The sequence below is a fragment of the Psychrobacter sp. UBA3068 genome (genome assembly GCF_002366815.1).
GTDB lineage: Bacteria > Pseudomonadota > Gammaproteobacteria > Pseudomonadales > Moraxellaceae > Psychrobacter > Psychrobacter namhaensis.
In genome coordinates, this window is the sequence record NZ_DFBY01000045.1 from 26,502 (window position 1) to 48,935 (window position 22,434).

A 22,434-nucleotide genomic window follows, 5' to 3' on the forward strand; every position below is an offset into this window, starting at 1 on the left:
CTGCAATGATTCAGTCCACTATTTATTAGCCAAGTCTAGGCTCAAGCCACTGATAGACCAGCATGCCGACTATCATCGCTGGAATAAAAACATAAGCCTGCCATTGTCCCGTCCCTAGTAGCACGATACCAGGTCCTGGACAAATACCGACCAACCCCCAGCCGATACCAAACAGCATCGCGCCGATAAGAAGCTTTTTATTGATCGTTGTCTTCGTTGGCATCTCAATCAACGTGCCAATCCAGCTGGTCTGTTGACGCTGAGCCACCTGCACACCCACGATCGCTACCACAAGACCGCCGCCCATCACCAGCGCAAGAGAAATGTCCCACGCCCCAAAAACGTCCAAAAAACCTTGTACTTTAACAGGGTCAGTCATACCCGATATCAGCAGTCCAAAACCGAATAGTAACCCTGCCAGTAACCCAATTATATTTTTTAGCATTGCTCTGTCTCGCTATTATCTTGTATGACGCTATTATCTTGTATGGATAGTGCTAAATACTGTCGCCTACGCGGCTGTTAAATTAAGCTTAAGACATGGCGACCAAGGTAGACGGTCACGATACCAAAGAACATAAAGGTCACTGTCGCTGCCATCGAGCGTGGCGACAAGCGCGCATTCCCGCAGATACCGTGCCCACTGGTACAGCCTGAGCCTAAACGCGTCCCAAAGCCGACCAGTAATCCTGCGCCAATGAGCAAGGGCAAGGAGGTAGTCACCTCTATAGCAGGGAGCGGACTTATCAGACCATATAACAACGGCGACACAACCAAACCCAGTATAAATAGGATCTGCCACGCCTCTACGCGCTTGGGCTTTAGCAAACTTGAAAAAATACCACTGATACCGGCAATACGGCCAATACCCAGCAGCAGTATGACCGTCGCTACGCCCAGCAATAAGCCACCTACCAAAGATATTGGCGTAAATGCTTGCCAGTCTATTTGTACACTCATCATAGTTACCTAAACCAATTTTTATTAAAAGTGGAGTAAAATCATTTTATATAAATACATTATATTATAAAATATAATAAAAAGGTAAAAAAATACTGACCCCAGCGTGACGCTAAGGATCAGTATTGGTATTTAGGCGTTTATCACCCTAACAAACTAATAAGTGACTTAAGTTATTTAGCCAACACTTTTTCGAGTGCGGATTCAAAACGTTGTACCGCCCCGTCTACATCCGTCAGTTTATCTAGGCCAAACAAACCCAAACGGAACGTCTTAAAGTTGTCAGGCTCGCCCACTTTTAAGGGGACACCAGCAGCGATTTGCATTCCTGCTTCAGCAAAAGCACCGCCTTTATGCATATCATCGCGATCAGTATAAGCGACGACCACACCGGGCGCTTCAAAGCCTTCAGCCGCAACGCTCTTAACCCCTTTATTTGCCAATACCTTGCGGATACGATTCCCCAACTGCCACTGTGCATCACACAGTTTATCAAAACCAATTTCTTTGGCCTCATTGACCGTATCGCGGAATTGACGCAAGCTATCGGTGGGCATGGTGGCGTGGTAAGCGTGACCGCCATTTTCATAGGCTCGCATGATGTTCAACCACTGCTTTAAATCTAGGCTAAAGCTATCAGACTCTGTGCTGTCTACTTTTTTAACGGCTGCATCACTGAGCATCACTAGACCGGCGCATGGGGTGCTGCTCCAGCCTTTTTGCGGGGCACTAATAAGGACATCAATGCCCAAATCTTTCATATCCAACCACACGCAACCGGATGCGATACAGTCAATGACCAATAAGCCGCCGACGCTGTGGGCCGCATCACTCAACGCTTTGATATAATCTGCTGATAAAATAATGCCAGATGACGTTTCAACGTGCGGCGCAAAAACAATGGCTGGCTTCTCAGCTTTAATCTTTGCAACGGCTTCATCGATATCCACGGGGGCAAATGGTTTTGGCGACTCGCTTTCGTCAGTGCGATTAGCCGTTAGAACAGTTGATGATTTGGCGATTTTGCCTTTTTCTAAAATTTGCGTCCAGCGATAGCTAAACCAACCGTTACGAATAATCAGGCAGTCTTCATCATTGGCCAATTGACGCGCAACCGCTTCCATCCCATAAGTACCAGACCCTGGTACGATCACCACTGCGTCAGCGTTATACACTGACTTTAGATCGTTAGACAGATCCTTCATGACTTGTTGAAAGACCTTGGACATGTGGTTGAGGGCGCGGTCAGTATAGACCACTGAATACTCTAATAAGCCGTTTGGATCAATATCTTGACGTAATGCGGTCATTGGACGCTCCTAGTTTATTGTTAGATACTTGTATGATTTTTAAATTTTGGCGACAGAAAAATCCATATACTGCCTTCTCTACCATCGCCTTAAGCAATCTCATCCCATACTATTAGCCAATGTGACCACCCCTGTTTTCGAGAGATCACATAGCCCTTAGGTAGCCTAATCGCTAGATACCACAACAGGGGATATGAACTGGATACTAATATTGGTAAGTCATAGACGAGAGTAGGACGCAGGATTGACGATATAGTACGTTATCCTAGCGCTATTGCCCTTGGTTATTGTATTTTATGAACTGTAGTGTGATCGTACAAAACATGTGCGCCATTACAAGCGCTACATGGAGGTAGGCTAATAATAACGATCACTAACCACTGATGAGATGAATAAGTATTAGGCTAGAATAAATGTGCTAAGGCTTTTTCAAACTAGCCGATAGCGTATAACAAAAGTTTATCATCGCTTACTATATTCATAACAGTTTGATACTAGCATTGATATTGCAGGTTGACAACGATACGTTTGCGCCTTGATGGCGTTTGCGGCGTGTAGGATTTTTGGCAGTTGAATGGTGGCTATCTATCGGTGGCTACGATGCGCCTCTTGTAATCCGGATACCACAAAGTCTAACAACTCACTGTCGCCTTCGCGGGCAGCCTTACGCATCAGCTTCGATGGCGCGTGTGTCAGGGTTTGGGTCAGGCGCCGTGACAGCTCAGTGATAATGTCCTCAGGGCTAGCATTATTTTGCTGTAGCTTGGCCATGGAATCTTGCAGCAGTTTGTCCACTTGTTCATGGGTGTGCGCCCGATACTGCTGTATATCTTTGCCCACTTGTCGCACTTGAAAGCGACGATCCATCTCAACGACCAATTGACTCACGAGCAGTTCGGCATCGACTGCCGCTTGCCTGCGCTGCTCGATATTGCCCGCAATCACGTGTTGTAGATCATCGACAGAGTACAGATAAACATCGTCGATACGGCTAATGGTCGAGTCAATATCGCGCGGTACGGCTAAGTCAATCATCAGCATTGGCTGATAACGACGACGCTTGAGCGCCTGCAACGTCATGGTTTTATCAATTAATAAATCCATACTGCCACTACAGCTGCTGACAATATCGGCTTCTGCCAGCACTTGTGGCAGGGCTTCTAGGGTTTTGACTTCCACGCGGCGATTGGGATGACGCAGCTCAGCCGCTAGCGCTTCTGCCCGTTCAGGGTTACGGTTACAAATAATAACCCGCCCTACCCCAAGCCCAGCGATGTGTGTTGCAACCAAACGATTCATCTCACCTGCTGCCACGACGAGCAAAGTGCGATTGGGCAAATCGTCAAATATTTGCGTGACTAGCTTGGCCGCCGCAAAACTGAGCGACACAGCCTGTGCCCCAACTTTAGTCTCATTGCGCACCCGCTTAGCCGCCGCAAACACTTGATCGACGATCCAGCCAAGCTGATTACTCAAGGCGTGTTGGTCTTGCGCGAGGTGCACTGAGCGTTTGATTTGGCCAAGTATCTGCGGCTCACCCAATATCATAGAGTCAAGACCTGCCGCGACTCTAAGCCAGTGCGTCAATGCATGGGTATCACGATGCACGTAGAGGTGCGGGTCAATCTCCGTGAGAGATAATTGCTTAAAATTAGCCAGCCAAGTTTTAATTTTGATGATATGAGCGCTGATGGCAGCAGAGGAAAGATGGGCGCTGCTGCTAAACGTACTATTAGAAATGGTCGGTGCGGCAGTTTCAGCCACTTGTGACTCTGAAGATGATACGCCTGGATTTTGCACCGTTAAGGTATGCGGGACAAGCGCATAAATCTCAGTACGATTACAGGTAGAAACAATCACACTACCATCAGTAAAGGCCTCTAATTGTTTAAGAGCGACATTTACATCGTCACCCACAAGCGCCAAGCGCTCTCGTAGAGCGACTGGTGCAGTTTTGTGATTGACCCCAATGACCACTAATCTCATTATTGATAGACCATAAACATGACGCTCACCTGCCAACCCCACTATCTTACTATTGTGAAAAGACACTCTGGGCGACAACGCTGAAAGGAAGACCCTAAAAACCGCTCATTATATCATTATTGCCAGCTTTAATTAACATTCACCCAGCTATGAGGGTTATTTGCTTGTATCTGGGCACAGATGTAACAAAACAACTACTTATGTGATTGATAAAACCAATAGTCGAATTTTAGCGAGCGTCCCCCAAAGATACATAAACTATTCGCTTACTTCACATTAACTTGCTATATTTTCAACGTATTCATGCCAGCACTTATACCTAAGTAAAAGCGCAAATACGATCAATCATCAGCAAATGTGCTCGCCACAAACAAGACAGTAGTATTGCTATTGCCAATCTTGCAGTAACACGGGCACTATTGTTTATCGTGTCAATCTACTCATATAATGTTTGTCATGGCGACTCTTTACCAACGTTTAACATGAAATGATTAAAATAAAATTGCTTTATCTATATGGCTTTGCAAGTATCGGTGAGCAATGAGCGAATACGGCTATCTATGATTTTTTTTGGGTCATTGTTTCAATCACAGCGTCGATCACAACGTGCGCATGACGATCAGTCGCGTCTTCGTGATTTATTACACCTCGTTATTGAACGGCTGTGCCAACGTTATAAGCTAACCTTGTCGTTGGCTATTTGTCTGTGCCTATCAGCGCCAGCCACTGCCAGCCACCCCGATGATGCTCTAAAAGCAAATATTCCCATAGTGTCCATTACCCGCCAAAACGATGATGTGACTAGCAATAGTGCGGCAGTGAACGCACCTGTTTATAAAAACGTCCAACCAGTAGAGACGACCACTCATACGAACGGCTTAGCATCGGTAGGCCTATGGCAGCCTGAGTTTAGTGAGCCAAGCTTATATGCCCTATTAGATGCAGAGTTTGCAGCCGATCGTGGTGATAAACGGCGCGCGCTTACTATCTACAAGCAGCAGTCTTTCAAAGAAGATGCGACAGCAGTGTTTGAAAGAGCGCTGAGCCTGTCTTTACGCACAGAAAGAGTTGAAGACTCATTACAGTTTGCGAAATCATGGCAAGACCAATACCCAGATCACGTGCCTGCTTGGTTTTATGTGGCGCATTTGGCCCTACGCGCTCACGATTATCTCCTAGCAGGTGAAACACTAAACCGTATCTTGCGTTATGATCCGCGCGCAGATTTAAGTGAAATTCTTATTGGTATTTATCCCAATAATGATGAGGACAAGCGCGAGTTGCTCGCCGCTCTACAGCCACTCGATAGTGAACAAAACGCCTCCTTATCGGTACTAAAAGCAGGCTTGCTTTACCAGTTTAATGAGCCTGAGATTGCCATTGTCCACATCAACCGAGCCTTAGCACGACAGCCGGACTATGTGCCTTTTATTACCTTAAAAGCGGACATTTTGCGTAAAATTGTCACGGCAGAAACCGTGATCAATTACGTGAGCCAAGCGCGTCTGCGTAATCCTGATAGCAAAAGCTTGTACCTCTATGAGATTCGCTATTTATTGGACTTAAAACAAAGCCAAGAGGCATGGCAGCTATTAATTGAAGCCCATAACCGCTTCAGTGATGACGCTGAGATTACCTTGCTAGCCGCCTTGGTGAGTTTGGATAATGAAAAATACGCGAGTGCCGACCAGCTACTGAACGTACTAGCCAAATCTCCCGCTTATCTTGACCAAGCCTACTATTATCTTGGTATCAGTGCCGAGCGCCAGCAGCGTTTTGAGCAAGCCAAATACTATCTTAATGGGGTGATGCAAGAAGACTTGGTGCTAGAAGCGCGTAGAAAAGTAGTGGCATTTGAGTTGCTCAACGACAATGTTGATGCCGCCATAGCTACCCTAGAAAAACTGCGCAAAGACTTTCCCGTATTCGCTCCTGATACGTTTGTGCTACAAGCCGATATTTTATGGCAGCAAAATGATGCCGCAGAAGCGCTGCGTTTATTAACGCGAGCGGCTCGTAAATACCCTGATAATGAAGCCTTACTGTTTGCTCGCGCCCAGTTACTTGATGACCAAAGTGACTACATCGTTAAACGGACTCTGCTCAATCACTTACAAGCCCTCGATCCTAGTAATTTGTCTTATCAGCTGAGCTACGCCCAGTTATTGCTGGCCAATGAACGCAACTCTGAGCAGGGCCTAGCGCTGGCCCAAGCCATTATCCAAATTCACTACGATGACCCACGCTATGACAATGAGCTGCACCTACAGGCGCTCAACGTGCTAGCAAGTAACGCCTTAGCCAATAAAAACTACCAACAGGTCATCGACTATCTACAGACCCCTTATGATGTGTTGCCCACCCTGCGCTCAGGGACTTTACTCCTACGCGCTTATCAAGGTTTAGGGAACAACGAAAGAGTCGAGACGCTACTGGCAGATTTACAGCAGCGCTTTTCATTTGGACAGCACAATATTAATGACCGCATCCAGTTATATTAAAAGCCTCTTTTACGCTAATCACTCATTTTTACTCGAGTGTCTACTGGACAAAGCCCTTAGACGTTACGACTACAAGGCACTTATAAGACACTAACAGCCGCGCATCACTGAGTAACAAATACCCTTTATCCTGATATCTTTATTAATTTGTCCATTTTCTATTTTCGAGAAAACATTATGTCAGCCTCAATCAATTCTTATAAGCCTAATAAATTAGCCCTATTCACAGCCATGACGGCGGCGCTGGTCATCACCTCTGGCTGTCAGTCATTAAAAACCGCCAGCACCACCAATCAGCCAACCACCACCGTCCAAGGCCAAAATGCAGTGCAACCACAAAAGCTTGAAAGCTTTAATATCACGGGTAAGATAGGCGTCACAGTGCCTGCAAAGGACAACACAGCCGCTCAAGGTGGTAGTGCGTTTTATGCGTGGGGCCAAGAAAATGATCGATTTGCGATTGAATTGATCGGCGCGCTAGGCATTGGCAAAACCAATATCGAATACAACGGTCAAACCGCCACGTTAGTCAGTGAAAAAACGGGAACGTTGACAGCCGATGATCCTGAGACTTTACTTATGAAAGCCACTGGCTGGCAAGCACCTATCTCGCAAATGCCCTATTGGATATCTGGACGTCCAGCCCCGTCAGACAGCGCCCCACAACTGGATGCCCGAAACCGTTTGGTCAGCTCGGTCAATGGCGATTGGCGTGCCAGTTTTACCTATAATGGTGCTGATAAACTGCCTAATAAAATCACTGCAGTTCAGCCCCAAGGCAATAAAGTTGTCATGACCATCAACCATTAAACCCCTATAGATTTATCGTCAACCTCTGCTTTTTAAGACAGCTTTTTATGACTGAGAACCTAGCCGTGCAAGCCTCTACCATCACCCGCTTATCACCCGCAAAAATCAATTTATTTTTGCACATCACTGATAAAAGGGTGGATGGCTATCACGACCTGCAGACCGTTTTTCGCCTGCTCGATTGGGGCGATTATCTGCATTTTTTAATCAAGTTTGATGCAGCCCTGCCGGCTTCAGAGAGTCGACTAGACATCGATGAGCTTTGTCAGCAGCTACTGATATTGGCTGGTGCCGAGTCCATAACGACTTGCATCAGGGATAATCTTATCTTTAAAGCGGCGCGTGCATTGCTGTTCGCCGCCGTACAGTTAAACAGGCTACCGAAGCAACTACCGCCCGTTCACATCACTTTAGATAAGCATTTACCAATGGGTGCCGGACTAGGCGGAGGCTCTTCCAATGCCGCAACCACTTTATTAGCGTTAAATGAGATTTGGCAGCTTGACTTTACTGGCGATGAACTGATAAAAATCGGTGCAACGGTGGGTGCGGATGTGCCCATATTTATCTTTGGTCAAGACGCCATCGCTATGGGTATTGGCGAGGAGCTAACAGCGATTGTTTTGCCTGACCAACATTATTTAGTGTTAACGCCAAACGCACATGTGAATACGGCCAAGCTTTTTGCCCATCCCAAACTACAGCGAAATATCGCGCCGTTATCAGTTGCCACCATTCAAAATCAGTACAATGATTATGTCCAAAATCTCACCGCGCCTTATCAGAATGTTTTTACACCAGTCGTCACAAGCCTTGCCCCTGCAGTCGATGAGGCGCTACAGTATTTACACCGTTTAGAGCCGCAAGCATTAGGGACAGCCCGTATGACTGGCTCTGGAAGCGCGGTGTTTTTGCCGCTGGACGCGAGTGTGGTTAGCGACACGGCACTTGTGGCAAGGTGGATTTCAGAAGCACCTTGTGCCGGCTACGTGGTAGGGAATTTGCCGCAGTATTGACAGCGGTTAAACCATCAGTCATCTAAATGACGACAGTGGTAGGATTAACAGGCTTAATTTGCTAGAATAGCGCCAGCATTCACCTATTACGAATAAAAGCCAGAAAAAGGCGCAAATGACTTGCAAAATCTAAATATTTATTTATAATAGGTCGCCAATATAGGGGTATAGCCAAGTTGGTAAGGCATCAGGTTTTGATCCTGACATCCGTTGGTTCGAGTCCAGCTACCCCTGCCATTTTTAAGTTCGAAAGCGTTTGATGTGCATTTTAGGTGGTTGTCACAATAGCCACTTATCTTATGATCATTGACAACGCCATCCCAGTTTCGGTATAGTTCGCAATGGACACCGCTAGGGAAAGTTATGTTTAAGACGGTTTATCCGTTTTTTAGATAACAACCAGGTCGTAACGCCACGCTAAGAGTGACTATTACTACAAGTTACTCGTAGATATCGGACGTTCACAGCCTAGACATTACAGGGGTATAGCCAAGTTGGTAAGGCATCAGGTTTTGATCCTGACATCCGTTGGTTCGAGTCCAGCTACCCCTGCCATTTTTTACTGTAATAGTATACTTCAGCCCTTTTCACCACTCTTTTCTTAATTTGAGCAGTTTGTCACTGCTTAGCGGTCGCTGCTTGAGTCAATCAATAGGACTTCTGTCATGCCTTATTTGGCGATTTTTACGGGTAATGCCCACCCTGAATTAGCAAAAACCGTAGCCGATCATCTTCACATACCTCTTGGTAAAGCTGACATCACGCGTTTTTCTGATGGCGAAATTGCCGTGGAAATCAAAGAACACGTACGTGGTAAAGACGTGTTTATCATGCAGCCTACTTGTGCACCGACCAACGATAATTTGATGGAAATCATGATGATGGCGGACGCCTTGCGTCGCTCTAGTGCTGGCCGTATCACTGCCGTTATGCCGTACTTTGGTTATGCCCGTCAAGATCGTCGCCCGCGTTCAGCTCGTGTGCCTATCTCAGCCAAAGTCGTCGCTGATATGTTAAACATCGTCAGTATCGATCGCGTCATGACCGTTGATTTGCACTCAGACCAGATTCAGGGTTTCTTTGATATCCCTGTAGATAACATCTACGGTACGCCAGTACTCCTGAACGATCTACAAAAACAAGATTATGACAACATCATGGTGGTTTCACCTGATGTCGGCGGTGTGGTGCGTGCACGCGCAATGGCCAAGCAGCTGGGCGATACGGATATGGCAATTATTGATAAGCGCCGTGCCCGTGCCAATGAGTCACAAGTCATGCACATCATCGGTGACGTTCGTGACCGTGATTGCGTGATCGTTGATGACATGGTAGATACCGCAGGTACGCTATGTAAAGCCGCCGAAGCGCTGAAAGAAAACGGTGCGCGCCGCGTCTTAGCTTACATTACCCACCCTGTGCTATCGGGTAATGCGCTACAAAACATCAGCGAGTCGGCATTGGATGAAGTCGTCGTGACCGATACGATTCCGTTGTCTGCTGCTGCCAAAGCTTGTAGCAAAATTCGCCAAGTAAGCATTGCACCGATGCTGGCTGAAAGCTTGCGCCGTATCAACAACGAAGAATCTATTAGCGCCATGTTTGACGTTTAAGCATTCACTGTATCTTTTGATAGCGATGTTCGTTTTAACAGTCAAGCAATAGTCAAAAAACAGCGTCAAGTGACCCCACTTGGCGCTGTTTTTTGCATCCGCCTTTTGCGTAGGTCTTTATTATTATTATAAAAACACGTATAATGCGCGCCTGTGCCGACCTTTTTCTTGATTTAATCGGGTTGGCATTATCAAAAGTGCTGATCATGCTTTTAATAACGACGGTCATGCAATGACTATCATAAAGTCGTTATCAGGAGTAAATGGCTATATTTAGGTATTGTGCGTTTTATCAGCAACCATAAATCTTAGCTATCATCACGTATTAGTGGATTGGTCGCAAATCCACTTTTTTATGACCAGACACTTCATCATTCTTTTTATAGGATTATATCCATGAGCATTAATCATTTTGAACTAAACGCCGTTGATCGTTCTGCTGAACAACAAGGTAAAGGTGCGAGCCGCCGCCTACGTAAGCAGAACCTAGTTCCTGCTATCATCTATGGTGGTAACGCAGAACCAACAGCGATCTCTATCAAGCTTAACGAATTGGTAAAATCACTTGAATTCGAAGCGTTTTTCTCGCACATCTTGACCATCAATGTAGACGGCGAAGAGCATCAAGCAGTTATCAAAGACCTGCAACGTCATCCTGCTAAAGGCTTCCCAATGCATGCTGATTTTCAGCGCGTTGTAAAAGGTCAAAAAATCCACATGAATGTTCCTGTGCATTTCACTGGTCGTGAAGATGCGCCTGGTACTGCTGCTGCTGGTGTACTATCTACCCTAGTATCTGATATCGAAGTCATCTGCATGCCATCTCAGTTACCTGAATATCTAGAAGTAGATGTATCTGGTATGGAAATCGGTGATTTGTTCCGTCTATCAGACATCAAACTTCCTGAAGGTGTTGTGATTCATGAGCTTGAGCTAGAAGACGGCCATGACCGCACGATCGTTAACATGCAGCCACCAACGGTTGAAGAAGTTGATGAAGATGCTGACGACGTTGATGCCGATGAAGTACCTGCTACTGAGCAAAATGCTGATGGCGCAACTGAAGAGAAGAAAGACGACGAGTAATATACCACTTCTATGTAGCGCTTTGTTTTATGCTGCGTAGTAACAGATTCGTTTAGTCAGCAAAACAGCAGGTGATTAAAATCTCCTGCTGTTTTTGTAAGTAAGGTTTGAAAACACACTGTCTGTTGCCGTTTTCAGCCTTACGCATTACTTATCAAATTCAAGCAGGGTGTTTTTATGGCCATAAAACTTATTGTCGGTCTTGGCAATCCTGGTCAGCAGTATATGTTTACGCGTCATAATGCTGGATTTTGGTTTGTCCACCATTTGGCGCAGCAGTTTAATATTACGCTCGCCCCTGACAAAAAATTCCATGGGGTAACAGGACGTGGGCAAATTCATGGGTCTGATGTGCGTTTGTTGATGCCGCTTACCTTTATGAATAAATCCGGTCAATCAGTGGTGCCGATGGTTAATTTTTACGGCATTGATAATGATGAGTTGTTGATCGCTCATGATGAGCTCGATATTCCAGCTGGCAGTATCAAACTTAAAACGGATGGTGGCCACGGTGGTCATAATGGGCTACGTGATATCACCCCGCACATTGGCAATGATTTTCATCGTCTCCGTATTGGTATCGGCCACCCAGGTCATAAGTCTAAAGTTAGTGGACACGTTCTTTCGAAAGCGTCTCCGGATGAGCAGATCGCTATTGATAGCGCTTTAACCGCTGCTTTTGAGGCGCTACCCTTACTGTTAGATGGTGACGTTGAAAAAGCACGCTCACAAATTAATGGTTTTAAGTTGCCTGAATAATGGAATGGCTCTATTATAGTGGCCTTTTATTTTGGTAATTTTATCCCCATTAACCTTTTGATTTAGTTACTTAATATCAGTTACGCTAAGGAAGCAACTTATGCTACTTAATATGCTTAAATGCAAATTACACCGAGCGCGCGTTACCCATGCCGAGCTTCATTATGAAGGCTCATGCGGTATCGATGGTGATTTATTAGATCTTGCGGGTCTACGCGAAAATGAGTCTATCGATATCTATAATGTGACCAATGGCAAGCGCTTTCGTACCTATGCTATTCGTGCAGAAGCAGGCTCTGGTATTATCTCGTTAAATGGTGCGGCGGCGCATATGGCAGATTTGGGCGACATCGTCATTATCTGTGCTTATGCTCATTTTGATGAAGTGGAAGCGTCAACGTATCAGCCAAAATTGGTCTACTGTAACGAAGACAACACCGTTAAAGACACCGCAAACATTATCCCTGTACAAGTTGCTTAGCATGGCAAGATAACGAGGTTTTTGGGTAAAGCAAGGGTGAATAGCAAACTAAGCCGTTGAATTAATTGTTATTATTACCAAAAACCTCCATGCTAAGATGAAAGCTGAATCTTCATTTCGATTCAGCTTTTTTTTTGCCATTTTTATTGATTAAACTCACATTTTCATCATACACAAGGAATCATACTGATGTGGTTGGCAGTGATTGCAATACTGATTGGACTGGCAGTTTTAGTTTGGAGTGCCGATGTTTTTATTGATGGGGCGACCGCACTGGCAAAGAAGTTTAGTGTTCCTAGCTTCTTAATCGGTGTTTTGATATTAGGAATAGGGACGTCCGCACCCGAGATGGTGGTATCCGTGTTGGCAGCCTTAGAAGGCAGCCCTGAGTTGGCACTGGGCAACGCCTATGGCTCTAATATTATCAACATTGCCCTAGTACTGGGGGCAACCGTCCTAATCAGCCCTATTATCATCCGTAAGGCTATCATAAAGCGGGATTTACCTCTTCTATTACTGGTTACCGCTATAGCCGCGTGGCAGCTGCGTGACGGATTATTAAGCCTAACTGATGGCATCATACTGTTAGTGTTGTTAGCTATCGTATTAGGCATGCAGATCGTGCTCAGCTTACGTGAAGGTTATCATGAGCATGAGGATGAGGTGGTAGTCGCGACTGACCCAGATGAAGTAGAACTAAGCATCGCACGCGGTCTTGGTAGTTTGTTTCTTGGTATGTCAATGCTGGTCATAAGCTCGCGCGCTATCGTTTGGGGCGCTGTGGAGCTAGCCACGCTTTGGGGTCTCAGCGAGCTGATTATCGGGTTGACGATTGTCGCTGTGGGTACATCACTGCCTGAACTGGTATCAAGCTTGTCAGCAGCGCGCAAAGGCGAACATGATATGGCGCTTGGCAACATTATTGGCTCGAACATCTTTAACACATTGGGCGTTGTCGGTCTTGCCGCACTAATAACACCAATCACAGTCAATCCAATTATCTTGTCTCGTGATGTACTCGCGATGGGTCTCATCACTTTGTTACTCGTTGCGCTGTGCGGCTTTGCTTTCTTGACGAAGCGACAGTTTGGTCGTACTTCTGGCGCCACACTGCTGCTCTTTTTTGTGGGTTACACAGGGTGGCTCATTCAAACTGCTATTATGTAGATTTTAGGCCTTATAGTATTCATTGCTACGCTGTTAACTGTCATGACGTTACAGGCTTGGCCGGTGAACCGAGTTACTTGTCTTTTTTGCGGTTTTTAAAGCCACGCCATAAACCTTCATGCGCTACTTTTGGCATTTTTAGGGTAATGGTGTTGGACAGCATGTCTTGCACCGCTAAGCCGCGACGATTAAACAAGCAAAACACGTAATTGAACATCAGGCCAAAAAAAGCACCGGTTAATAATACGGCCCGTGATCCACCAACTAAGCTGCCAATAATGCCAAACAGTAACGGCATCAAACAAGCCGCCAAAATCCGTTTAAAAGACTGTCTCCACGTCAGTAGATGGCCGGCGTTATTAACCGTTTTTAAACGCCATGTTTGCATACCTAGCGTCTGCCCACCGCGGCGCCAAAATATCCCATAAAAGGCTACCAGTGTCAGTACAAAAGAGGGCGTCATAATGACGTTTTGATACCAGGTTGGCAGAGACTGTGCTTGCGATGACTGCGACCCTGTCTCCATGGTCATCAAGGTCCCAAGTACCGTGAGCACGGTGCCCACTAAAAACAGCAGCGCTAAAATCAACATGCCATCATACAGAATGGCAACGACACGCGTCATGGGCTTTGCAATGGTAGGTTCTTCAGCGGAATTTTGCTGCATAGAGGCGTTTTGAGACTTTGCTTTAACAGCAGCTTTTGACGGGCGTTTAGATAAACTCTTTGACATGGTACCAGCTCATAGCAAGCAGTGAATAGTGGCTCTATTGTACCGTAATTCCCGCTCTTATCGTACATTATCCTAAGACGCTAATGAGCCAAGCCATAAGGTTTAAAAAATTGCAGACATAAAAAAATCGCCAAATTGTCATAAGACAGGCGATTGATTTAGTATTTCTTCAGCTTGTAAACAAGCTATGATGCAAATGGTGCGCCTGGAGAGATTCGAACTCCCGACCCCTTAGTTCGTAGCCAAGTGCTCTATCCAACTGAGCTACAGGCGCGTATTTTGCACATTATCCACTGCGTTGTTAAAAATAATTGCAGTAAATTAGGTTGGTCATTATATAGATAATATCGCTTATGTCAACATTTTTATTCATTAAAACAAGATATTTTTTGATTTAACAGCTAAAAATATTTAACGCCAATATATGGCGATACCACTCTCATAACAACTGAATAAATGGCGGTGAAGGAGGGATTCGAACCCTCGATACGCTTACACGTATGGTTCCTTAGCAGGGAACTGGTTTCAGCCACTCACCCACTTCACCGAACGATATAAAACGCTTATAAGGCCATAATAAAAAAGCAGTATAAACAGAGTATCAATGCTAATGATACGTCTTATGTCGTGGGCGAGTATTATAACAAAGCCAAAACGAATTGCAAGCGTTGTCTACAGATTTAATGAAGCTTTTGGCATAATTAGTCCTTTATCTTAGCTTATCCCCTTTTAAAGCAGTCGTTTTCTCATATAAATAATCTCTACTCTGTGTAAAAGTGCCTGTAGTTATGACTTAACCCGCTAGGTGGCATTAGACTGTGATGGCTTTTTTAGCGGGAGGTGGCTATAGTATTTATTATTTACTTCACCCTACATCAATAGGAGCTGTCATGCGACCAGTGGTACTGTGTTTTTCAGGATTGGACCCATCAGGCGGTGCTGGATTACAAGCGGATATTGAGGCCATCGGACAAGCAGGCGCTCATACCACCATCGCGTGTACGGCGATCACGATACAGGACTCACAGCAAGTCTTTGGTTTTGAAGCTTGTGCCGCAAGCTTGGTAAAGGCGCAAGCAAACGCGGTGCTCGATGATCTACCTGTTGCTGTGATCAAGTCAGGGATGCTTGGTACCACAGACAATATTACGATGTTGACCCGCTTGTTTGCCGAGCGTGTTATCACTGACCAAACCCCTTTTGTATTAGACCCCGTGTTGGTCGCCAATAGTGGCGGCAGCTTAGGCGATGAGCAAACCTTAGTTGCGGCCTTTAGAGAACTGTTGCCTTATGCCACCTTAGTCACGCCTAACAGTCATGAGCTACGCGCGTTGAGCGGAGAACAAGACTTGCATATTGGCGCGCAAAAATTATGCGCACAGGGCACCTATGCCGTACTGGTGAAGACCTCACATGACTTTGATAGCGGCGATATCGAGCAGTATTTGTATGTAGAAGGTAAGATGGTGCATCAAAGCACCTTGCCGCGTTTAGACGGCGAATTTCACGGTTCAGGCTGCTCGCTGGCCAGCTTTATCGCTGGACGGTTAGCGATGGGAGACGGGCTTGTTGATGCCGTCAAAGCGGCAGACAGCTGGATTACCCAAACCTTACGCGCAGCTGACGTCCCCCACCCGAGCAACGCCACGGCCCAATTGATACCCAACCGCTTTGTTAGCTTTTAGTTTACTCTTCCCGTCCCCTATCATGAGAGCCATTTAAAAGACGACAGTGCTACGGGGATTGGCTTGTCTCAATCTCTGGAGTACCCAGCATAAAAAAAGGCGCTCTATATCAATAGAACGCCTTTTGCATAAGTATTTTATTGTGCCGCAAGTTTTATTTAAACTGACGCGACGCGCTTAGCCCAACATTGGCATAAAGTTCGCTGCAATCCCACCAATAAATATCTCAAGTAAATAAAAGGCCAGAAAAGCGACCATTGGCGATAAATCGAGCATGCCTAAGTTTGGCGTGATACGGCGAAACGGTGCCAAGATAGGTTCAGCCAGATTAATGATAATACCGATAATGGGATGCTCAGATCTGGTAAATACCACAATCCAGCTGACAATAATTGAACCAATCACCAAGTAGCGGCACATGCGTAAAAAGTCTAGAAGTAAGCTGGTTGTACCAGTGAAGAATAACGGTACAGGCGCAATGCCTTTATGCGTTAACGCCGCTTTGCCAGAGATATCAATCAGACGAATTAAAAACATCAGCACGATAGCAGCAAGACTGATACGGCCTTGTGCCACAGTTGGAAAAATACGCCCAAACACGTCGACAATATGGGTTGCTTTGTAAGCAGGCGCAATCATCGGGTTTCTTGCGTCCATGCCTGCAAACTGTAGCATAAAGCGGATAAACACCAACATCATGGCGAAGGTGGTGACCAAATCAAAGATTTGAAATAACATGTTGTTCATGAAGTGCTACTCAATATGACATTAATAACAGGTTCTAGGATGACAAATGTCATGATTAGATGCTTAACGTTACCACTCAGGTGCGTCATTCCTTGTAGAAAGTGCCACACCTGACGTGGCTGACTACTTACCCATTTCTTCACTTAAAGCTTGACTGCGATCGTAGCACGCTTGCATGGCTTCACCGATTTGGCGACCGATCTCATTGCCTTGCATCGACTCAATCGCAGCTTGAGTGGTACCATTCGGCGAAGTCACTTTTCGGCGCAGCTCAGCAGGCGCATCGTCACTACCCATCGCCATTTTTGCCGCCCCTAGCATGGTTTGCATGGCGAGCGCTGATGCCTGTTCTTTATCTAACCCTAACGCGATTGCTCCATCGACCATCGATTCAATGAAGTAAAACATGTACGCTGGCGCTGAACCTGATACGGCTGTGACCGCATGCATGTGCTCTTCGTTATCAACCCACATGACCAACCCTGAGGCTTCCATCACCGCAGTTGCCAGTTCTTTTTGTTCGGCTGAGATATCATCCGTACCATAGAGGCCAGTCGCGCCCATCTGAATCATAGCTGGTGTATTTGGCATCGCGCGCACGATATTGCGATAACCGTTCAACATACCAGATAAGATCTCAGTTGATAGTCCTGCCGCTACCGAAATGACCAATTGATTGTCCAAAGCATCAGCAAAGGCACCAACGACCGCTTTCATAACTTGCGGCTTCACAGCCAGGACGACAATGTCAGCATCGACAATAGCAGCGGTTGAATCAGCCGTAGGATCTACCGTATTCAATCCTTTAGCAGCAAGTTGTTCACGCGCATCACTACTCGGATCAGCCACCGTAATGAGATTCGGTTGGATACCGCAGCTGACCAGTCCGCTAATCAAAGCCTGCGCCATGTTTCCGCCGCCGATAAAGCTGATTTTTTTATTATCTAATACTGACATACTTGTCTCCTACTCACAAAATTCAAAAGTATTCAAACTAACATAATGCTAGGTAAAATGACACTCAGTTTACCATACTGCTACTGTCACCGTTTGCTAAATTCAAGCCGCTAATTACTGCCCTATTCTTCGAAAAACTTCTTAAATAAGAATGAACAAATAAATTGTTAGCGTGTATGATTTGAGCATAAATGACTGTCAATAAAGACAGCAAGCGTTTGCGCTTCGGTACGCATGGCCAAATCATCAGTACTTAATATCCATCTATCAAAAGGTGAGAGTAGTAAGATGGGTATCTCATTTTCTACCGTTTCTGCATTTAAAAACGTCATACTGACCACAATCAAACTCTCGCGTAACCAAATGGGAATACCCAGTGTTTGATACAGCTTTTTGCCCGATTGCGGGCGTGTAGACAATGCCGTTTTGAGGCGTTGCTGTCGATCTAATGGCCGTATTTTCCATACTGTCTGACGCCCTATCTTACCCACATGACTATCTAGGAGTCGTACCAACGCATTTGGCGCAACCTGCAATTGCCAAATAACGTCCTCGCTCGTGCGTAAATTGATGGATAAGGGCGAACTGTCCACTGAGCTCACATCAGGCAAAACAATGTGAGCCAATGTCCGCTCTTGCGCTGTTATGGGTATGTTAAGCCACGCTAGCCAGTCACTACTCAACCGATAAAGCTGCTCGCGATAGCGGCGGATGGTATACGCGTGTTTCCGGCCTTGCCAAAACAGCGCGGTTTGATGGTTGTGATCACGGCGTTGACTCAAATTTAATACATCATCTACCAGTTGCTTGGCAGGCGGCAGCGGCTCATCTTGGCCTAACCAATAATGCAGTAATTGCCGCTGACGATAAAGCGGTAGTTTGGCTAATTTATCAACACTTAACACCCGCTGTAGCGGTGGCTGTTGTCGTGAGCTAATTGTTGTCTGCTGCAAATCTTGAGCCGCTTGTGCTCGAACAGTGGTGTCAGCATCGCTTAGTAGCTGAGCGCTACGAGCAATATTATCTATAACGTTTGGATTGTATTTTGCCAATACAGGCATGATGTCACGCCGCAGGCCACTACGCACATTATCGCCAGTCGCATTGGTCGGATCATCGATATAAGGGAGCTTTAAACGTCTGGCATAGGCGCTAATATCGGCACGACGTATCGTGAGCCAAGGTCGCCATAGCACCATCCGATGCCCGCCCTGCGATTGTACGCGCCAAGGCTGCATCCCCGACAAACCACTGACGCCTGCCCCTTGAATCAGTCGCATTAATACCGTTTCTGCTTGGTCATCCGCATGATGTGCTAGTAATAAAACATCCTCTTGATTCATACATGCGCGCATGACGTCATAGCGTGCTTGCCGTGCGGCTTGCTCATCACTCCCAGTGACTTGCGCTGGTAGAATATGACAAGGCATCTGCTGCTCTTTTGCCCAGTGGGCGACGTGCGCCGCCCAATGCTGACTATCGGCTTGCAGGCCATGATCGACATGTAACATCTGCGGTAAAAATGACAACTTACCTTGACGATAGAGCTGCACACACAGCGCCGCAAGCGCCAATGAATCACGGCCCCCACTACATGCCAGCCAAATACGCCGAGCATGCAGCTGTGCGCCATACTCCGCCATACTATTCAAGAAAGCCGCTGCCAAGTGATCATCGCTTGGCAGCGCTGCTATTGGCTCAATAGGATAGGGTATAATTGCGCTGCTGGTCATAATCCGCCTTATTGATTTGATAGTGATATAAGTGAGTGGACATATAAGTGAATGGCATAAAAAAACGCGCCACTAAAAGGCACGTTTTTATTTTAACACTAAGGGTAACCCTCTATTAGCAAGGTAACATCACTTCTGAGTTAAAAGACTTGAGTTTTTCGTAGCGTAACTCGCAGCGTTCCTGTGCATCCAGATCTTTAATCTCATCTAATTGTTCGGTAATAAGCGCTTTTAAGGCATCCATGACGGGCTGCGGCTGGAGATGAGCACCCTCACCTTCATCAATGACGGCATCAATCAAACCCATTTGATACAGATTGATCGCATTTAACTTCAGTGCTTCACTGGCATCTTGGGCTTTTTCGGCGGTTTTCCACAAGATAGACGCACAGCCTTCTGGCGAGATGACCGAATAGATGCTGTTTTGGAGCATGTTGACTTTATCACCAACCCCAATGGCGAGCGCGCCACCTGAGCCACCTTCACCAATAATCGTGACGATCACAGGTACTTTTAGGCTAGAAAAAACCGCGATACTTTCGGCGATGGCTTGCGCCTGACCGCGCTCTTCTGCCCCAATACCAGGGTATGCGCCTTGAGTATCGACAAAGGTCATCACAGGGATATTAAAGCGCTCAGCCATTTTGACCAACCGGATTACTTTGCGATAACCTTCAGGATTGGCCATACCAAAGTTGTGAGCGATACGCTCACGGGTGCTGCGACCACGATGTTGACCGATGACCATCACCGGCTGGCCGTCAAAGCGGGCAAGGCCGCCAAGAATGGCTTTATCATCGGCATAGGCACGATCGCCATGTAACTCATCAAATTCGGTAAATAGCTGGTTAACATAGTCCATAAATAATGGACGCTTGGCGTGTCGTGCAAGCTGCACACTATCCCAGACAGTGCTCATAGACGCTTCCCTTTAATCATTATACTTAATGTATGTATGTTTAAGAACAATATCGTTATCGGTATTCAGATAATGAAAGTACAGTTGTAAACTCAATAGAAGCTATAGTAGCACATCTTATATAGCATGACATTACTGACAAAGCAGGTTTTGTTACGTTAATCTTTAACGCAATAATCGCAATCGTAACGGCTAAAAGCTGTCAGCCTCGACCACACTCAGCTTCACACCCCACTTAGCAAACTGATCAATCTCAGTACGCAGATCGGACAACAAGAAAGCATAATGCTCACTACTGTCAGTCACGGTGATTTGCCAACTGTTATTCTCAACAACGTTTAACTGTAATTCTGGTAACCCATGATCGCTACGGCTGTGATGCGCCAATACTGCAAGGCGCAGTAGCAAACACAGATAAACCAGCTGATCACCGCCGACATTACAAGTCTGCTCTAACATATCGGCTTTGAGCTTGCGACGATGATTGAGCATCAGCTGCGCCATACGCTTTTGATCGACTTGTGAAAACCCAGGAATGTCTGAGTATTCGAGCAGATAAGCACTGTGCTTATGATAGCTGCTATGACTAATCGCCAGCCCTATTTCATGTAAAAATGCCGCACGCCTGAGCAAATCACCGTCTTCATTACTGAGGGCAAGCTTACTCTTTACTTGCTCGAACAAATGGCGACTGGTCTTTACCACTTGTTTGGCTTGCTTTTTGTCCCCTGAGTAACGCTTGATCAGTGCCAACACACTACGGTCACGCACATCTTCACTCGCAAAACGCCCAAGCATGTCATACATGACGCCTTCACGTAATGCCCCATCCGAGTACGTAATAGTGGCTATACCCAGTACTTTCATCACCGCGCGTAGCACCGCGACGCCTGCTGGGAATACCGCTTTACGATGCTCTTTGACACCTTCTAAATCAATGTCATTCACATTACCAATTTTGGTGAGGAGTTTCTCTAGTTTTTTGACCCCTTTGTAAGTGATGCGTTCTTGCTCATCGGCCCAGCCTTTGGAGACAAGGACATTGCGCACCGCTTTAATCGTACCACTGGAGCCGATCACACTACTCCAACCCGTTTTTTGATAACGGCCACTAATCGCTAGCACTTCTTTGCGCGCGCCTGTAATCGCATTATTAAACGCCTCTTTGGTAATCAGGCCATCAGCAAAATACTTTTGGGTAAAAGCAACGCAGCCCATCTGTAAGCTCTCGGTCAATAACGGATCGAACTCTTGACCAATGATAAACTCTGTCGAACCACCACCGATATCAATGACCAAGCGTTTGTCGCTACTGGCATTGGTGTGGGACACGCCCAAATAAATCAATCGCGCCTCTTCACGTCCCGCGATAATCTCAATCGGTTTGGGCAAAATTTTATTGGCACGAGCGATAAAGTCGTTGGCGTTTTTGGCTTGGCGCAACGCATTGGTTGCCACCACACGAATACGCTCTGGTGGCACCGAATCCAAACGCGCGACAAAACGACTGAGACAGTCAAGTCCGCGTGTTTCTGCTGCGGCACTTAGGATATTGTTTTCGTCCAATCCAGCGGCAAGCTGCACCTTTTCAGACATAGAGACTACTTTTCGCACCTCACCATGGTCAAGACGCGCAATGGCCAAATGAAAACTGTTGGAACCAATGTCAATGGCTGCCATCATTTCATCATCAGTGAGTGGTGGGTTTGTAAGATAATCAATAGGCATAGGAGAGATCATTACCGTGTTGGATAAATGAGAAAAGACAGGAGTTAAAAATCAGACGTTTGCTACTCACAACCATCATCAAAAATAAATATGTGTGAGCATCGACGCAATTTTCGCCATTAAAGCATTTATGTTATAAGCTGGCAAGTGACACCCAACCCTAGCACAAAGGTAAGTCACGTATACACCGAATAATAGAGGCACGCGCGCCATCTATTACTTGTGTTAACTATATGGGTTTGC

Annotated in this window: 19 protein-coding genes and 4 tRNA genes; 11 read left to right on the forward strand and 12 right to left on the reverse strand. The window is 46.1% G+C overall.

Translation table 11 applies throughout. The features are described 5' to 3' along the window. Nucleotides 1-25: 25 nt before the first annotated feature. The 4 genes from B2P60_RS10430 to hemA form a co-directional block, all read right to left on the reverse strand. Nucleotides 26-445 carry a DUF6691 family protein gene (locus tag B2P60_RS10430; protein WP_230708783.1) on the reverse strand — a complete coding sequence of 140 codons (420 nt, stop codon included), beginning with the start codon at nucleotides 443-445 and terminating at the stop codon, nucleotides 26-28. 77 nt (nucleotides 446-522) lie between these two features. Then, nucleotides 523-960 carry a YeeE/YedE family protein gene (locus B2P60_RS10435; protein ID WP_230708785.1) on the reverse strand — a complete coding sequence of 146 codons (438 nt, stop codon included), beginning with the start codon at nucleotides 958-960 and terminating at the stop codon, nucleotides 523-525. A gap of 173 nt (nucleotides 961-1,133) precedes the next feature. Beyond that, nucleotides 1,134-2,270, reverse strand: a complete 1,137-nt coding sequence (locus B2P60_RS10440) for an aminotransferase class V-fold PLP-dependent enzyme (protein ID WP_193005938.1) — start codon at nucleotides 2,268-2,270, stop codon at nucleotides 1,134-1,136. A 585-nt stretch (nucleotides 2,271-2,855) separates the two neighbouring features. Then, nucleotides 2,856-4,256, reverse strand: coding sequence for a glutamyl-tRNA reductase (gene hemA, locus B2P60_RS10445; RefSeq protein ID WP_286741247.1), 1,401 nt, complete (start codon nucleotides 4,254-4,256; stop codon nucleotides 2,856-2,858). Nucleotides 4,257-4,816: 560 nt separating this feature from the next. Between hemA and B2P60_RS10450 the strand changes: the two genes are divergently transcribed. The 10 genes from B2P60_RS10450 to B2P60_RS10495 all read left to right on the forward strand — a co-directional run bounded on the left by B2P60_RS10450 (nucleotide 4,817) and on the right by B2P60_RS10495 (nucleotide 13,689). After that, nucleotides 4,817-6,757, forward strand: coding sequence for a tetratricopeptide repeat protein (locus B2P60_RS10450; RefSeq protein WP_230708790.1), 1,941 nt, complete (start codon nucleotides 4,817-4,819; stop codon nucleotides 6,755-6,757). A 177-nt stretch (nucleotides 6,758-6,934) separates the two neighbouring features. Then, entirely contained in the window at nucleotides 6,935-7,567 is a 633-nt protein-coding gene (lolB, locus tag B2P60_RS10455) for a lipoprotein insertase outer membrane protein LolB (RefSeq protein WP_286741249.1), read from the forward strand. Between the two features lie 47 nt (nucleotides 7,568-7,614). Then, the gene (gene ispE, locus B2P60_RS10460; RefSeq protein WP_286741250.1) at nucleotides 7,615-8,583 is read left to right on the forward strand and encodes a 4-(cytidine 5'-diphospho)-2-C-methyl-D-erythritol kinase; all 969 of its coding nucleotides are present in this window, start codon (nucleotides 7,615-7,617) and stop codon (nucleotides 8,581-8,583) included. Nucleotides 8,584-8,744: 161 nt separating this feature from the next. Next, nucleotides 8,745-8,820: transfer RNA gene (locus B2P60_RS10465), tRNA-Gln, on the forward strand. Between the two features lie 242 nt (nucleotides 8,821-9,062). Further along, nucleotides 9,063-9,138: transfer RNA gene (locus B2P60_RS10470), tRNA-Gln, on the forward strand. Nucleotides 9,139-9,248: 110 nt separating this feature from the next. Beyond that, complete coding sequence (locus tag B2P60_RS10475; RefSeq protein ID WP_193005928.1) at nucleotides 9,249-10,196, forward strand: ribose-phosphate pyrophosphokinase; 948 nt, start codon at nucleotides 9,249-9,251, stop codon at nucleotides 10,194-10,196. A 396-nt stretch (nucleotides 10,197-10,592) separates the two neighbouring features. Further along, entirely contained in the window at nucleotides 10,593-11,282 is a 690-nt protein-coding gene (locus B2P60_RS10480) for a 50S ribosomal protein L25/general stress protein Ctc (protein WP_198335124.1), read from the forward strand. Nucleotides 11,283-11,459: 177 nt separating this feature from the next. Continuing rightward, complete coding sequence (gene pth, locus B2P60_RS10485; RefSeq protein ID WP_198335123.1) at nucleotides 11,460-12,041, forward strand: aminoacyl-tRNA hydrolase; 582 nt, start codon at nucleotides 11,460-11,462, stop codon at nucleotides 12,039-12,041. Between the two features lie 100 nt (nucleotides 12,042-12,141). Beyond that, nucleotides 12,142-12,522, forward strand: coding sequence for an aspartate 1-decarboxylase (panD, locus tag B2P60_RS10490; protein WP_010196068.1), 381 nt, complete (start codon nucleotides 12,142-12,144; stop codon nucleotides 12,520-12,522). Nucleotides 12,523-12,711: 189 nt separating this feature from the next. Continuing rightward, nucleotides 12,712-13,689, forward strand: coding sequence for a calcium/sodium antiporter (locus tag B2P60_RS10495; protein WP_193005922.1), 978 nt, complete (start codon nucleotides 12,712-12,714; stop codon nucleotides 13,687-13,689). Nucleotides 13,690-13,762: 73 nt separating this feature from the next. Here B2P60_RS10495 and B2P60_RS10500 read toward each other — a convergent pair whose 3' ends face one another. The 3 genes from B2P60_RS10500 to B2P60_RS10510 all read right to left on the reverse strand — a co-directional run bounded on the left by B2P60_RS10500 (nucleotide 13,763) and on the right by B2P60_RS10510 (nucleotide 14,969). Then, nucleotides 13,763-14,422 carry an RDD family protein gene (locus B2P60_RS10500; protein WP_286741253.1) on the reverse strand — a complete coding sequence of 220 codons (660 nt, stop codon included), beginning with the start codon at nucleotides 14,420-14,422 and terminating at the stop codon, nucleotides 13,763-13,765. A gap of 197 nt (nucleotides 14,423-14,619) precedes the next feature. Further along, a tRNA-Arg gene (locus B2P60_RS10505) sits at nucleotides 14,620-14,696 on the reverse strand. A 183-nt stretch (nucleotides 14,697-14,879) separates the two neighbouring features. After that, nucleotides 14,880-14,969 (reverse strand) — tRNA-Ser (locus B2P60_RS10510). A gap of 343 nt (nucleotides 14,970-15,312) precedes the next feature. Between B2P60_RS10510 and B2P60_RS10515 the strand changes: the two genes are divergently transcribed. Next, on the forward strand, nucleotides 15,313-16,107 hold the full coding sequence (locus B2P60_RS10515) for a hydroxymethylpyrimidine/phosphomethylpyrimidine kinase (protein WP_286741254.1): 795 nt from the start codon (nucleotides 15,313-15,315) through the stop codon (nucleotides 16,105-16,107). Between the two features lie 177 nt (nucleotides 16,108-16,284). Here the strand turns inward: B2P60_RS10515 and B2P60_RS10520 are convergent, their stop codons facing one another. From B2P60_RS10520 to ppx, 5 genes are all read right to left on the reverse strand, one after another. Beyond that, entirely contained in the window at nucleotides 16,285-16,854 is a 570-nt protein-coding gene (locus B2P60_RS10520) for a YggT family protein (RefSeq protein ID WP_286741256.1), read from the reverse strand. Nucleotides 16,855-16,977: 123 nt separating this feature from the next. Further along, nucleotides 16,978-17,811: a pyrroline-5-carboxylate reductase gene (proC, locus tag B2P60_RS10525; RefSeq protein WP_286741257.1), complete on the reverse strand. Its 834-nt coding sequence runs from the start codon at nucleotides 17,809-17,811 to the stop codon at nucleotides 16,978-16,980. Between the two features lie 167 nt (nucleotides 17,812-17,978). Further along, on the reverse strand, nucleotides 17,979-19,544 hold the full coding sequence (tilS, locus tag B2P60_RS10530) for a tRNA lysidine(34) synthetase TilS (RefSeq protein ID WP_286741258.1): 1,566 nt from the start codon (nucleotides 19,542-19,544) through the stop codon (nucleotides 17,979-17,981). A gap of 115 nt (nucleotides 19,545-19,659) precedes the next feature. Next, a complete protein-coding gene (locus B2P60_RS10535; RefSeq protein ID WP_193005911.1) occupies nucleotides 19,660-20,463 on the reverse strand; it encodes an acetyl-CoA carboxylase carboxyltransferase subunit alpha in 804 nt (267 codons plus the stop codon). Nucleotides 20,464-20,655: 192 nt separating this feature from the next. Then, entirely contained in the window at nucleotides 20,656-22,191 is a 1,536-nt protein-coding gene (ppx, locus tag B2P60_RS10540) for an exopolyphosphatase (protein WP_198335119.1), read from the reverse strand. Nucleotides 22,192-22,434: the final 243 nt, after the last annotated feature.